Below are 14,128 nucleotides of genomic sequence, written 5' to 3'. Positions count from 1 at the left end.
GCCAGCCCTGCCGCAGGTCAGCCGCCGGACCGGTTGAGCGTGCCGTAGGGGAGCCCGGCGCCCCGCTCGTCGGACCGGAAGCGGAGGGTGTCGTCGTCGACGCGGGTGAAGTGGATGTCCGTGGTGGTGGTCGTGCACAGGCCCGCGGTGCCGGGGCGTTCCGGGTCGGCGCGCTCCCGCAGCGTCAGCTCCTTGTCGGTGGCAGAGGCGAGAGACGCGACGCTGTGGCAGCTGACCTCTACGCCGAGGGCGGAGATCGTCGTGCTCGTACGGACCACGTCGGCGCCCTTCTTCCCCTTCCTGATCACCACGCTGAGCGTGCCGTGCGGCTGGCCGGTCGTCTTCTCGGTGAGCGGCCCCTTCCAGGTGCCGATGAAGCTCTTCGGCACCTCGCTGACCTGGCCGCCCGGGGTGGCGGCGCTGTCACCCGGACTGGTCGGCCTGGGCGAGGCGGTGGCGCCCGGGGTGCGGTCGGTGCCTCCGTGGTCTGCGGTGTCGCTGCCGCCACCGCCCGGCATCAGGTCGAAGACGTAGGCGCTGCCCACGGTCACCGCGGCGAGCGCACCGGCCACCGCGAGGGCGACGGTGCAGCTCAGCCTGCGCCCCCGGTGCTGCTCGCCCGGCCGGGAGTCGGCGCTGACACTCACGGAGAACCGGGAATCGGACGCGCGCTGCCCCGGCACCCCGTCCGTCCCGGAGCCGGGCGGGTACGGCGGCGGGCTCGTACCCGGTCCGGTCAGGTGGGCCGCCGGTTCGACCGGCGGGCCGAACACCCCGAGGGCGGGGCCCCCGTTGAACCCGTGCGAGGCGTTGGTGAACGGCACCGGCCCCGACCGCACCGGGGCGTCCTGCGGTTCCAGGTCCAGCAGCGCGACCGCGGCGCGGCTGACCTCGCGCACCAGGGGTCCGGGCAGCCAGCCCGCCGCCACCCGGGCCGCCGCGCCGCCGGGGGCCAGCCGGTCCGCGAGCCGGGCGGGGCTGGGCCGGTGCGCCGGGTCCTTCGCCAGACAGGAGGCGACGACCTCGCGCAGCTCGCCCTCCAGACCGCCCAGCTCCGGCTCCTCGTGCACCACCTTGTAGAGCAGTACGGCGGACGAGTCCCCGAGGAAGGGCGCGGCACCGGTGGCCGCGTACGCGAGCACCGCGCCCAGCGAGAAGACGTCGGCCGCGCCCGAGATCTCCTGGCCCCGGATCTGTTCCGGCGCCATGTAGCCGGGCGAGCCGACGGAGACGCCGGTGGAGGTGAGCGAGGCGGTGGCGTCGATGGCCCTGGCGATCCCGAAGTCGATCAGCCGGGGGCCGTCGAGGGCGAGCAGCACGTTGGAGGGCTTGACGTCCCGGTGGATCAGTCCCTGTTCATGGACCGCGCCGAGTGCCTCGGCCAGCCCCGCGCCCAGGGTGCGTACCGCCTGTTCGGGCAGCGGGCCGTGCTCGGTGACCGCGGCGGAGAGCGGTGGCCCGGCCACGTAGCCGGTCGCCACCCACGGGACGGGGGCGTCGGGATCGGCGTCCAGGACGGGCGCGGTCCACTGGGCGCCGATCCGCCGCGCCGCGTCCACCTCGCGGCGGAACCGGGCGCGGAACTGCTCGTCGAGCGCGAAGTGCGGATGGACCACCTTGACCGCGACGGTGCGGCCGCCGGCGCTGCGTCCCAGGTAGACGCGCCCCATGCCGCCGGCACCGAGTCTGCCGATCAGCCGGTAGGCACCGATGCTCAGTGGTTCGCCGGCTTCCAGCGGCTGCATATGCGGACTCCCCCTGTGGACACCGGCCCTGACCTCCGACCGAAGCCTAAAGTCTTTCGCCTTCCTGAGGGCGCGTGCGTCAGGGCCGTCGGCGCCGGCTTCCGTAGAACACGGTGCCCGAGGTCAGCAGGAGGAGGCCCGCGGCGATCTCCGCCGAGATCTTCGCGTCGGAGTGCCCCGGGCCGTCGGGCATCCGGGGTTCGAACAGGCCGAGCGGATCCTTGCGGATCTCGACGTGCTCGCCCGTCTTGACCCCGCCGAAGCAGTTCTGCTGCTGGGACAGTTCGTGTTCCTCGTGGTCGCCGCCGTCCTCCGCCACGCTGCAGTGCCAGTCGGAGCCCTCGCCGTCGTTGTCTTCGGTCACGTCCGTCACCACCGCCGCGACCGGATCACCCGCGGTCTTCATGTAGACGTCGTACAGCGCGGGGCCCGCGAAGAGCATCAGCGCGAAGCCGCTGACGCAGACCAGCGTCGCGGCGCCCGCGCGGCTCCAGACGCCACCGATCAGGCAGGCGGCGAACGCGACGACCGCGAGCATGACGACCACACCGGCCCACATCACCCAGTTGGCGAGCGCGGCTCCGAGAACCATGAGGGCGGGAAGGAGCACGGCCCACATCAGCGAGCCGAACAGCTTCCGCAGGCCCGAAACCGGCCGCCCCGGCCCGCTCACCGCGGCCTCGGGTGTGCCCGGCGGATCCGCTGTCGTGCTGTGCCCGCTCATCGGCCCCGCCCCCGCCCACGCGGCGCGTGCCGCCGCTCGGTGCCACACGATAGCTGTGCGGCACACCGCACACCTCAGCCGCGTCGGACGGCCTGAGTCATAGATCTCCCGGCGTACCGTCGATAGCCGGCCCACACCCTTCGGGAAGGCTGGCTGCGATCAGTTCATACGCCTCCTCAACGGTTGCCGCCTCCCCGATGAGGGTGTGGTTGGATTCCCGACGCACTCGGTATCCGCCGGCGACCTGCGGAAAGGCGGTTCCGACGTCGTGCGTCCAGGGGTATCCGGTGCACCGGCTCAAGTACAGAACCCCATGGCTGACCATGGGAAAGAGGGTGCGCAACGACGGGTGACCATAGGCCGTGCGGGGCACAACCGGGTCGATGCGGTCCTGGCCGTAAGCCAGAACGGCCGCCCATTCTGCGGCCACGATGTCTTGTGCGTTCTGCGACACTTCAGCATTCCAGGGCGCTTGTCCTCAGGGTCCCGCCACGCGGCAGCCCCTTCGTAGTTGCGGACTGCGTAGGCCACTTCGCTCATCTCCCATGCAGTTCCGTCACCGCAGCGAGGGTAGTTGGCTTCATGCGAGGTATTGAACTGCGCCCCGTGCTGGGCTGCTCTCTGGAATGCGTCCGTGATGTCTTGCGGGGTGTTCCAGTTGCCTATCTCGCCCCGGCTGTTCGGCATCCCGTCGAGGGTGATCGACAGGGTGGTGTCGCGATCTCCGACGGCGCCCATCACGTTCGTCATCCACACAGGGCCACAGCGTGGCGCGGGTGTGCCACGCCACCTCGCCCTGTTCGTCGATGAGTTCACGGGGCGTTCCGACCAGGTCGGTAATGATCGCCATGAAGCGGTGGTCGACTTCCGACTGGTCCAGAAACCTGCGCTCCACCTGGGTGACGGGCTTCATGCCATCGTGGTCCCAGGTGAGGGCGACGGAGTCCGAGGAGCCCGCTGTGGAGCTGACCTGTTCGCACAGGGTGTCGCTGTCCCAGGTGAAGGTCACCTCCTCGGTAACCGTCGCACCGTCCACCGACAGCCGCTGCTTGGCGGTGCGACGCCCCAATGCGTCGTAGACGTAGCGCCAGGTGTCGGGCTTGCGGGAGAGGCGGGCCTTCTGCCGCAGGACCACACGCCCTTGAGCGTCGTGTTCGTATCGGACGCGGCCCGCGCGGGTGATGCGGGTCCCGGTGTACTCGCGCGGTCCGGAGGCACTGTCACCACCGGGCCAGGTCGCGGTGGTGAGGTTGCCGGCCTCGTCGTATGCGTACCGCTCGGACCAGTTGTCGGCGGTGACGCCCGTGACCCGGCCCTCGCGGGTCATCTCCAGCCGCTTGTGTCCGCCAGGCAGTTCATCGACCGAGGTGAGGTGGCCGTCGGCACGGTACTCGTACGTGCGGCGCCGGAGGATCCGGTCGCCCGGGGCGCGGACGTGCTGGTCGGTCAGGCGGCCCGCCGGGTCGTGGGTGCACTCGACGGTCAGCGAGTCACCGATCCGGCGTGACATCTCGCGGCCCGTCTCGTCGAAGGCGAAGACCACGCGATGGCCGGAAGCGTTCAGGTCAGCGCTGGGCCGTGTCTGCCACATAGCGCCGTCCGCCCACAGGGCGGGGCTCGCGGCGCCTGGTGCGTGCGATCGCAAGGCGGAGGATCGCCCGTGGGCTGGACCGTACTCGGGCGACTCCGACAACGCCGCGAGCAGTGGGGTCTCCCCTGCTCAAGCGAAGCCGAGAGCTCGGGGAAGTGCCAGGCGTCGTGAGCCAGGCGGTATGTGGCAGACACGGCCTAGGACCGCCGGGCAATGACCAGGTGCTGACTGCGCCGGACGGGGTGACACGGCGGACGCGCCGTCCGGCTCAGCGATGCCCCGTTCCGGCTCACGATCTCGAACAGGGCGATTCCGGCATCCATGCGAACAGCGACTTTCCGGGCTCCGTCACGGCCCGGTGCAATCGATCGGTGCGCGAATAGCCGAATGGGCAGGGCTCCGGACTCCCACGCATGAGTGTGCCGCCGCGGAGGAGTTTATTCCGGTTCGCTCCCGGTTACCGCGATCGCCCTTCCTAATCCGGACGACAGCCGCCTTTGCGATGGAAGCGATATTCCGGGGCAATTGAAATAGATACCCGGCCGACTCCCGGCGGGTCGGTATTCGATCCGGCCCAATTCCGCATGGACGCACCCCGGGAACCACATCACGGGACCCGCTGCCCGAATTCGGGCAGCGGGTCCGGGCGGGGCGTGCGCGCGACGGGTCCGGGGCGTGCGCTCAGCCGCCGAGCAGTTCCACGTTCACGTCTGCGGCGAAGCCGGTCGTCGGGCCGGTCCGGCGGGCGAACTCCTGGACGCCGGCCAGCTGCGCCGGGCCGAAGCGGAAGTCGAGGGTCGTGAAGTAGCGCTCCAGGACCTCCGCGTCGAAGGCCTCCCAGCGTGCGGCCTGCTCCGCGACCTTGGTGACCTCCTCCAGGGAGACGTCCCGCGAGGCCAGGAACGCCTCGTGGACCTTCTGGACCGCGGTGGGCTCGGCCGCCAGGTAGTCCTTGCGGGCAGCCCAGACGGCGAAGACGAACGGCAGCCCCGTCCACTCCTTCCACATCGCGCCCAGGTCGTGGACCTGGAGGCCGAGGCGGGGGGCGTCGTGCAGGTTGGCGCGCAGCGCGGCGTCACCGATGAGGACGGCGGCGTCCGCCTCCTGCATCATCACGCCGAGGTCGGGCGGGCAGGTGTAGTAGTCCGGGGTCACCCCGTACCGCTCGGCGAGCAGCAGCTGCGCCAGCCGGACGGAGGTGCGGGAGGTCGAGCCGAGCGCCACCCGGGCCCGGTCGAGGTCCTCCAGGGGGCGCTGCGACACGATCACGCACGACATGACGGGCCCGTCGCAGCCGACCGCGATGTCGGGGAAGGCGACCAGGTCGTCGGCGTTGCGCAGGAACTCCACGAGAGTGATGGGGCCGATGTCCAGATCGCCCCTGATCAGCTGCTCGCTGAGCTTCTCCGGGGTGTCCTTCGAGAGCTCCAGGTCGAGCAGGGTCCCGGTCCGTGCCAGCCCCCAGTAGAGGGGAAGGCAGTTGAGGAACTGGATGTGGCCGACGCGCGGCCGGTTGCGACGGTCGTCGCCTGCGACGGTTGAGACGGTTGAATTGTCCACATCGCGAGGCTAGACCTGTCGGCCCCCGACAGCCCCACCGGGGGCGCGCGGCGCCGCGCGATCCCTCTCCCGGCGGGTCACCCGCCCCTCTTCCGGGGGGCGCCGGAATGGTCTCCGACCCGTCCTCGCAGCCCCGCCGGAGGGGGCTCTCCCAAGGGCTCCCGGCCCTGCTCGAAGGGGTCCAGGACCGCTCGCGCACACGGCAATCAAACATTCGCGTCGCGTGATCTTTCCCTCTACCCTTCCGCACATCCTGCGTGCTAGGCTCAACGCCAAGTTGCAGTTTGGTTTCCCTTGCAGTACAGAGCCTGCGGAGCATGTAACCCGCAGGCTTTTGTAGTTTTCAGACTTCTTTGCAGGTTCTGGAGCAGGGCAACCCTTTGGCCCAAGGAGGGCTTATGGCTACCGGAACCGTCAAGTGGTTCAACGCTGAAAAGGGCTTCGGCTTCATCGCCCAGGACGGCGGCGGCCCGGATGTCTTCGTCCATTACTCCGCGATCAACGCGTCCGGGTTCCGCTCCCTTGAGGAGAACCAGGTCGTGAACTTCGACGTCACTCAGGGACCCAAGGGTCCGCAGGCTGAGAACGTCACCCCGGCCTAGTTGCCCGGGTCGGCCGATCGCGGCCGGTAACGCAGTACCCAAGGAGCCCCGCTCCCCCGCCTCGGCGGAGGAGCGGGGCTCCTGCCTGTGTGCCCTACTTCTTGGGCGTCTCGTCGCGGCTGTCGACGACCCCTCGGTCGAGTACCGCCTGCATCTCGGTCACCGTGCCCTTCTTGCCCAGCTCGGTGTTCCGGACCAGGTAGGCGCGCATGCCCAGGTAGTCGTAGCTGTTGGCGTCGAAGACCAGTTCCTTGCGCTCGTGGTCCCTCTCGTCCGTGCGGGCGAGTGCCACACCGGGGCGGCCGTCGCCGTCCTGGGCCCTGTCCAGCGCGACGACGCCGGGGATCTTCGCCGCCGCGCGGTAGATCGCGGCGCCGGTCTCGGGCGGCAGGATGTTCTCGTCGATCAGGCCGGCCACGTACTCGAAGAGGTTCTGATCCGACGAGCCGGAGTACGCGGCGTCCGCACGGAGCTTCTTCAGCAGCGCGCCGGGCTCGGTGGGCAGCTTCTCCAGCGCGGCGTAGGTGTGGTTGCGGTTCCACTCGGCCAGTCCTTCGTCACCGTCGCGCGGCGCCGACCAGATGATGTCGTCGCCCGGCTGCTTGAGGCGGCTCCGCACCTTGTCGGGGTTCTGGGACGTCCACGCCTCCCGGTAGTACGTCTTCAGCTTGAAGGGGCCGTCACCCTCGGCCTGCATGTTGGAGTAGTGCGAGCGCACGTAGACGAACTGGTTCACGCCGACGCGGGCCGCGGGGCCCTGCGAGGCGCGCTCCGCGACGTTCTCCATCAGCGCGCCGACGCCGTTCGCCGAGCCGACCTCGACCTTGACCACCGGGGCCGCGCTGAGGTGGTACCCGGTGTCGCCGCCGGTCCCGCCGGGGCCCGCCAGGAAGGTGAAGGCGAGCGCACCGGCCGCGACCATGCCCACGGGTACGGCGTACCAGGCGCGGTTGCGGCGCGGCCGTATCGCCGCCGGGGCCTTCTCGCCCCGGGCCTTGTCCTGCGCCTGCGCCTGTGCCTGGTGGATCTCGTTCATCAAATGCTCCCTGAGCAGCCGGTGACGGTCGCCCGGCAGGACCGGTCCGTGCGGCTCGGGCAGCTGCGCCCTGAGCTCCCCCGCAACCTTCTCCGCGTCGGCACTCATCGGTTTCCCTCCTTCTCGTTCGACCGGACCGCGGTGGCGCGGTCACTCGGGTACTGTCCGGCTGATCCGGGTAGTTCCGTGTTTCTTGCGGTTTCTGTGATTTTCTTTTTCTCGTCCTCGGTGAGTTCCCTCAGCCGCTTCCGGGCCCGGGAGAGCCTGGAGCGGACGGTTCCGACGGGTACTCCGAGCGCCCGCGCCGTGTCCCGGTAGTCCAGGCCGTCCCAGACACAGAGCAGGAACACCTCCCGCTCCTTGGGTCTGAGCCGTCGCAGCGCGGCCTGTGCGGCGGCGAGCTGTTCCGCGTCATGGATGCGGCCCACCAGCTCGTCCGCGAAGTCCGGCACGGCGGGTCGCACCGGCATCCGGGTCAGCGCGGCGTCATGTCTGCGGGCGGCGCGGCGGGTGTTGCGCAGGACGTTGGTCGCGATGCCGAGCAGCCAGGGCCTCAGCTCCTCGTCCGACTCCCGCAGGGTCGCGCGCAGCCGCCACGCCTCCAGGAAGGTGAGCGACACGATGTCCTCCGCGCCGGCCCAGTCGCCGGTCGAGCGGACCGCGTACCGGAACACCGTCTGCGCGTGGTCGTCGAAGAGGCCGCCGAACGCGTCCGGGTCGCCTGCCCGTATCCGGGCTCTCAGAGAATGCTCCACGTCATGTCCTGTCCCCGGCGGGCGGCAGGTTCCAGTGGCCTGCGTCACACCCGCGCCGGGGCCACGCGATGCTTGACCTTGACACCGTGTGAGGCCGTGCACTGGGAGACATCATGTTCACCATCGGAGACTTCGCCCGCCACGGGCGGGTGTCGGCCCGGATGCTGCGTCATTACGACGCGATCGGGCTGCTGCCCCCCGACAGTACCGACCCCGAAACCGGCTACCGCCACTACGGCGGCGGTCAGCTCGCCCGGCTCAACCGGATCATCGCCCTCAAGGATCTCGGCTTCACGCTCCAGCAGGTGCGGGCCGTCCTCGACGAGGAGGTGGGTCCGGAGGAGCTGCGCGGGATGCTCCGGCTGCGGCGCTCGGAGCTGGCGGAGGCGGTGGCCGCGGCGGCGGCCCGGCTGGCCCAGGTCGAGGCGAGGCTCCGGTCGATCGAGAGTGAGGGACACATGCCAGTGGACGATGTAGTGGTCAGGAACGTCGCGGCGGTACGGGTCGCGGAGCTGACCGGGGTGGCCGCGGGCTACGGACCGCAGGACATCACTCCGGTGATCCGCCCCCTGTACGAGCAGCTGTTCCCGCTGCTGGACCGGGCCGGGGTCTCCCCGGCGGGCCCCGGGATCGCGCGCTACGAGGACGCCCCGGAGGGCGGCGGCGCGGTCGTCGTCCACGCCGGGGTGACGGTCTCCGCGCCGCCGGGACCGCTGGGTGACACCGGGATCACGGTGGTCGAACTGCCCCCGGTCGAGGCGGCGACGGTCATCCACCGGGGCGCGATGGACGGCGTACTGCCGACGTCCCAGACCCTGGCCCGCTGGATCGACGGCTCCGGCTACCGGTCGGCCGGGTACGCCCGCGAGGTCACCCTGGAGTGCCCGGAGGACGAGTCGCGGTGGGTGACGGAGCTCCAGGAGCCGGTGGTCAGGGGAGCCTGACGGCCTGGGGGTCGGGCCGCCCCGCGTACGGGCGGCCCGACCCCGGGGGCCCCTCGTACGGGCGGCCCGACCTGAGAGTGGGGCCGACCGTCATACGGGCGGCCCCACCACCTCTACGCGCCGGGGCCCGCCCACAGCCCATCGTCGGTGAGCCCGAGCAGATCGATCGCGTTGCGGCGCACGATGCGGTCCACCACGTCCGCGTCCAGGTGCCCCATCTGCTCCTCCCCGACCTCGCGGGACTTGGGCCAGGTCGAGTCGGAGTGCGGGTAGTCCGTCTCGTACAGGACGTTGGCGACGCCGATCGCGTCCAGGTTCTTCAGCCCGAAGGCGTCGTCGAAGAAGCAGCCGTAGACGTGCTCGGTGAACAGCTCGGACGGCGGCCGGTGGACCTTGTCCGCGACCCCGCCCCAGCCCCGGTTCTCCTCCCAGACCACGTCGGCGCGTTCCAGGATGTACGGAATCCAGCCGATCTGCCCCTCCGCGTACATGATCCGCAGGTTCGGGAAGCGCTCGAACTTGCCGCTCATCAGCCAGTCGACCATCGAGAAGCAGCAGTTGGCGAAGGTGATGGTGGAACCGACGGCGGGCGGGGCGTCGGCCGAGGTGGACGGCATCTTCGAGGACGAGCCGATGTGCATGGCGATCACCGTCCCGGTCTCGTCGCAGGCCCGGAGGAACGGATCCCACTCGTCCGTATGAATGGACGGCAGTCCGAGATGTGGAGGTATTTCGGAGAACGCCACCGCACGCACCCCGCGCGCCGCGTTGCGCCTGACCTCCTCCGCGGCCAGCCGCGCGTCCCAGAGCGGGACCAGGGTGAGCGGGATGAGCCGGCCGTGCGCGTCCGGTCCGCACCACTCGTCGACCATCCAGTCGTTGTACGCGCGCACGCCGAGCAGGCCGAGTTCACGGTCCTTCGCTTCGGTGAAGGTCTGCCCGCAGAAGCGGGGGAAGGTCGGGAAGCAGAGTGCGGACTGCACGTGGTTGATGTCCATGTCGGCGAGCCGCTCGGGCACCGAGAACGAACCGGGGCGCATCTGCTCGTACGTGATGACTTCGAGCTTGATCTCGTCCCTGTCGTAGCCGACGGAGGTGTCGAGGCGGGTGAGCGGGCGGTGCAGGTCCTCGTACACCCACCAGTCACCGATCGGGCCCTCGTCGCCCTTCGCGCCCATCACGGGCGCGAACTTTCCACCCATGAACGTCATTTCCTTGAGCGGCGCCCGGACGATGCGCGGACCGGAGTCCGCGTACTTGGACGGGAGCCGGTCCCGCCAGACATGAGGGGGCTCCACCGTGTGGTCGTCCACCGAGATGATCTTCGGGAAGGTCTCCATGCGTACCACGGTAGCGCTGATCTGACGAACCGTCAGCTATCTGTGCGAGGCTCCGTTCCACAATCGTTGTCGAGGGCTCGTGCAGACAGCCACCCACTGCTGACGTGTCCGCCCTTCACAAGGCAGACTGTTGACGGCGATACGAACGGTATGGAGCAATCCGGATCTCCTCGGCGGTGTCCCGACATGTTCGGTGCGGCACTGGGCAGTGCGCAGAGACCAGGACAGGAGGCGGCAATGGGCCGTGACGACGGGTCACGGGTGCGTGTTCCGGATCAACGAGCTCCGGAGCGGCAGCCGGCGGACGGTACAGAGCTGCGCTTCTCCGTGCTCGGACCGGTACGGGCCAGGCGGGGCGACGAGACGCTGCCGTCCGGTTCGCCGCAGCAGCGCGCCCTGCTGTCGGCCCTGCTGCTGCGGGGCGGCCACACCGCGACGGCCAATGAACTCATCGACGCCATCTGGGGCGACGAGCCGCCCTCCCAGGCGCTGGCCGCGGTACGCACGTACGCCTCCCGGCTCCGCAAGGTCCTGGGCCCGCAGACCCTGGCGAGCGATTCCGGCGGGTACGCGATGCGCACCGGGCCCGGCGCGCTCGATGTGACCGTGGCGGAGGAACTGGCCGCCGACGCGGAGAAGGCCCGCGCCGCGGGTGACCGCTGCCGCGCCCGGGAGCTGCTGAACAAGGCGCTCGCCCTGTGGGACGGCGAGGCGCTGGCCTCTGTGCCCGGACCGTACGCGGAGAACCAGCGCACCCGGCTTGAGGAGTGGCGCCTCCAGCTGACCGAGACCCGGCTCGACCTGGACCTGGAGGTCGGCTGCCACGCGGAGGCGGTCTCCGAACTGACCGCGCTCACCGCCGCGCACCCGCTGCGCGAACGGCTGCGCGAGCTGCTGATGGTGGCCCTGTACCGCAGCGGCCGGCAGGCCGAGGCCCTCGCGGTGTACGCCGACACCCGGCGGCTGCTCGCCGAGGAACTGGGCGTGGACCCGCGCCCCGAGCTGGCCCAGCTCCAGCAGCGCATCCTCCGGGCCGACGAGGAGCTGGCCCGCCCGGTCGACGAGCCGGTCCAGGCCGCCGCCCCGGTCCGGCCCGCCCAGCTCCCGGCCACCGTCCCCGACTTCACCGGCCGCTCCTCCTTCGTCCGCGAGCTGGGCGACCGGCTCGCCACCGCGGAGGGCTCCGTGATGGCCGTCTCCGCCCTCGCGGGCATCGGCGGCGTCGGCAAGACGACCCTGGCCGTGCACGTCGCCCACCAGGCCCGCCCGCACTTCCCGGACGGCCAGCTGTACGTCGACCTGCAGGGCGCGGGCTCCCGCACCGCAGAGCCGGAGACGGTGCTCGGCGCGTTCCTGCGCGCCCTGGGCACGGCCGACTCCGCGATCCCCGACTCCCTCGACGAACGCGCCGCGCTCTACCGCTCCACGCTGGACGGCCGCCGCATCCTGATCCTCCTGGACAACGCCCACGACGCGGCCCAGATCCGGCCGCTGCTGCCCGGAACGGCGGGCTGCGCGGCGCTGGTCACCAGCCGGGTGCGGATGGTGGACCTGGCGGGCGCGCACCTGGTCGACCTGGACGTGATGTCGCCCGAGGAGGCGCTCCAGCTCTTCACCCGCATCGTGGGCGAGGAGCGCATCAACTCCGAGCGCGAGGCCGCCCTGGACGTGGTCGCCGCCTGCGGATTCCTCCCGCTCGCCATCCGCATCGCCGCCTCCCGGCTGGCCGCCCGCCGCACCTGGACGGTCTCGGTCCTGGCCGCCAAGCTCGCGGACGAACGCCGCCGGCTGGACGAACTCCAGGCGGGCGACCTCGCGGTGAAGGCCACCTTCGAACTCGGCTACGGCCAGCTGGAGCCCGCCCAGGCCCGCGCCTTCCGCCTGCTGGGCCTGGCGGACGGCCCCGACATCTCCCTCGCCGCCGCGGCCGCCCTGCTGAACCTGGAGCCGCACGCGGCGGAGGACCTCCTGGAGGCCCTGGTCGACACGTCCCTGGTGGAGTCGGCGGCCCCCGGCCGCTACCGCTACCACGACCTGGTCCGCCTCTACGCGCGTTCCTGCGCGGAGCGGGACGAGGAGGCTCCGCAGGAGCGGGAGTCGGCGTTGTCGCGGCTGCTGGACTTCTATCTGGCTACGGCTGCGGGGGTGTACGCGCTGGAGCGGCCGGGAGAACGGGTGCTCGACCACTTCGAGCCCACGGGCCGGCCCGGCCTGCCGTTCTCGACTCCGGCACAAGCGCTGGACTGGCTGTTCAGCGAGTCCAGCGGGGTGCTCGCGTGCGCCCGGCAGTCCGCGACACATGGCATGCTCCGCAAAGCCGCCGATCTCCTCATGGCTGCCGTGGACCTGGGCGAGTCAGGGGCGAATTCGCATGAGTTCGCCCAAGCCGCGAAGGCGGTCTCCGAGTCCGCGCAGGCGGCTGGGGACGTCCAGGCGGAAGGCCGTGCCCGCACCATGCTGACGCATGTCCACAGCATTTCGGGGCGGTTCGCCGACGCGGAGAGCGATGCGCGACGCGCCCTGGAACTGGGACTCGCCGCCGGAGACCCGGTCTCCTCCAGCCAAGCGCCCAACCAGCTCGGGATCATCGCCCTGTACGAGAACCGGCACCCCGAGGCCGAGGCCCACTTCGCCCAGGCCCTGGGCGCCTTCCGGGCCGACCAGAACACGTCGGGCGAAGCGTCGGCGCTGTGCAACATGTCCAGGGTCCACCTGGCCACAGACCGTAAGACCAGTGCGGTGGTGCTGGCCCGACAGGGCATCTCCCTCTACGAGTCGGGCGGACGGGAACAGGCGCTCCGGCTGGCCAATGGGAAGTACGCTCTCGGTCTGGCCCTCACCGGAGCGGGCCAGACCTCCGAGGCACGTCAGGTGCTCACCGAGGCGCTGACTGTCTTCCGCGAGAGCCGCCAACGGTTCTGGCACGGCATGACGCTGTTCCGGCTGGCGGAAGTGGACCTGGCCGACCGTCAGCACGCACAGGCTGCCTCACAGGCGGAACAGGCCCTCGCCGTCCTGCACGGGATCGGCGGGGAGTGGCGACGGGCGAACATCCTGACCGTACTCGGCCTCAGCCTCACACCGCTCGGCCAGACCGACCGCGCGCAGGCCTGTTGGCTGGAAGCACTCACAGTCTTCGAGGAGTTGGGGTCGTCCGAAGCAGACGATGTGCGTGCCCTTCTCCACCCGGCTTCCGTGGTCTGAGGTTCGGGTAGCCGCGTTCATCATTCGTTTATCGCCCCGGGCCACTCTCTTACTCATCGATCCGTCGCGTCGGGGGGCAGGCGGATCGTGGTGTGGCCTCACCGTTAGGGTGAACGGCCCTGGAATGCCCGTCCGGCGATCCACGGGGGAACCGCCGGACGGGCGCCCCATCCATTACGTCCACGCTTTCAGGAGTTGACCTTCATGGCCGACAACAGCGGCATCATCAAGCCGACCGACGCGCATGCCTCGGACGAGGAAATCACCACGCAGGACGCTCACGCTTCGAGCGAGCCCCTCAAGCCGGCTGACGCGCATGCCTCGGACGAGAAGATCACCACTCTCGACGCCCACGCCTCGGCGCCGAAGCCCAAGTAGACCAAACCCGCACGGGGGCACGGGGGAACGGCCGCGGCGGCGCGGAGGGGGAGCCGTCGCGGCCGCCGCATGTCCGCGTCCAGCGGCTCAGCGCAATCGCGTCAACGTTCGACTGCTTTCCGCCATCGGACTACCGCCATCGCCCCACCTGTCACTAAGGGCTGTCCCGTAAGTAATCTTGCTCTGCGATGATCTCGCCCGTGTCAGGTGTGATCACGGCTTGCGAGTCGTTCTGGATAGCCCCGTTTA

General features: G+C 70.6%; 12 protein-coding genes. 4 read left to right on the top strand and 8 right to left on the bottom strand.

Annotated elements, in window-relative coordinates; translation table 11 throughout:
- Positions 1-17: 17 nt before the first annotated feature.
- From ACZ601_RS37185 to ACZ601_RS37165, 5 genes are all read right to left on the bottom strand, one after another.
- On the bottom strand, positions 18-1,745 hold the full coding sequence (locus tag ACZ601_RS37185) for a serine/threonine-protein kinase (protein WP_469546205.1): 1,728 nt from the start codon (positions 1,743-1,745) through the stop codon (positions 18-20).
- 79 nt (positions 1,746-1,824) lie between these two features.
- The gene (locus ACZ601_RS37180) at positions 1,825-2,469 is read right to left on the bottom strand and encodes a hypothetical protein (protein WP_469546203.1); all 645 of its coding nucleotides are present in this window, start codon (positions 2,467-2,469) and stop codon (positions 1,825-1,827) included.
- A 97-nt stretch (positions 2,470-2,566) separates the two neighbouring features.
- Complete coding sequence (locus tag ACZ601_RS37175) at positions 2,567-2,923, bottom strand: DUF6193 family natural product biosynthesis protein (protein WP_469546201.1); 357 nt, start codon at positions 2,921-2,923, stop codon at positions 2,567-2,569.
- A gap of 126 nt (positions 2,924-3,049) precedes the next feature.
- Entirely contained in the window at positions 3,050-4,060 is a 1,011-nt protein-coding gene (locus ACZ601_RS37170; protein ID WP_469546198.1) for an RHS domain-containing protein, read from the bottom strand.
- A 681-nt stretch (positions 4,061-4,741) separates the two neighbouring features.
- Complete coding sequence (locus ACZ601_RS37165) at positions 4,742-5,620, bottom strand: menaquinone biosynthetic enzyme MqnA/MqnD family protein (RefSeq protein WP_440576272.1); 879 nt, start codon at positions 5,618-5,620, stop codon at positions 4,742-4,744.
- 398 nt (positions 5,621-6,018) lie between these two features.
- Here ACZ601_RS37165 and ACZ601_RS37160 point away from each other — a divergent pair, with 398 nt between their 5' ends.
- Entirely contained in the window at positions 6,019-6,222 is a 204-nt protein-coding gene (locus ACZ601_RS37160; RefSeq protein WP_003967102.1) for a cold-shock protein, read from the top strand.
- A 94-nt stretch (positions 6,223-6,316) separates the two neighbouring features.
- On the opposite strand, the gene ACZ601_RS37155 is transcribed toward ACZ601_RS37160, so the two are convergent.
- Both ACZ601_RS37155 and ACZ601_RS37150 read right to left on the bottom strand, forming a co-directional pair.
- Positions 6,317-7,366 (bottom strand): CU044_5270 family protein, encoded by a 1,050-nt coding sequence (locus ACZ601_RS37155; RefSeq protein ID WP_469546195.1) that lies wholly within the window; start codon positions 7,364-7,366, stop codon positions 6,317-6,319.
- Positions 7,363-8,013, bottom strand: a complete 651-nt coding sequence (locus ACZ601_RS37150) for an RNA polymerase sigma factor (protein WP_469546192.1) — start codon at positions 8,011-8,013, stop codon at positions 7,363-7,365. Before ACZ601_RS37150 ends, ACZ601_RS37155 begins: the two co-directional genes overlap by 4 nt.
- 113 nt (positions 8,014-8,126) lie before the next feature.
- Between ACZ601_RS37150 and ACZ601_RS37145 the strand changes: the two genes are divergently transcribed.
- Positions 8,127-8,957 (top strand): MerR family transcriptional regulator, encoded by an 831-nt coding sequence (locus ACZ601_RS37145; RefSeq protein WP_469546188.1) that lies wholly within the window; start codon positions 8,127-8,129, stop codon positions 8,955-8,957.
- A 113-nt stretch (positions 8,958-9,070) separates the two neighbouring features.
- Here the strand turns inward: ACZ601_RS37145 and ACZ601_RS37140 are convergent, their stop codons facing one another.
- Positions 9,071-10,297 (bottom strand): amidohydrolase family protein, encoded by a 1,227-nt coding sequence (locus ACZ601_RS37140; protein WP_311303874.1) that lies wholly within the window; start codon positions 10,295-10,297, stop codon positions 9,071-9,073.
- Positions 10,298-10,534: 237 nt separating this feature from the next.
- Here ACZ601_RS37140 and afsR point away from each other — a divergent pair, with 237 nt between their 5' ends.
- Together afsR and ACZ601_RS37130 are read left to right on the top strand one after the other, a co-directional pair.
- On the top strand, positions 10,535-13,501 hold the full coding sequence (afsR, locus tag ACZ601_RS37135) for an SARP-family global regulator AfsR (protein WP_469546185.1): 2,967 nt from the start codon (positions 10,535-10,537) through the stop codon (positions 13,499-13,501).
- Between the two features lie 204 nt (positions 13,502-13,705).
- The gene (locus tag ACZ601_RS37130) at positions 13,706-13,879 is read left to right on the top strand and encodes a hypothetical protein (RefSeq protein ID WP_402141799.1); all 174 of its coding nucleotides are present in this window, start codon (positions 13,706-13,708) and stop codon (positions 13,877-13,879) included.
- Positions 13,880-14,128 lie beyond the last annotated feature (249 nt).

This window comes from Streptomyces sp. NPDC104307 (assembly GCF_055584045.1).
The sequence above is the reverse complement of the archived record's forward strand: the minus strand, read 5'-3'. Positions and strand labels throughout refer to the sequence as shown.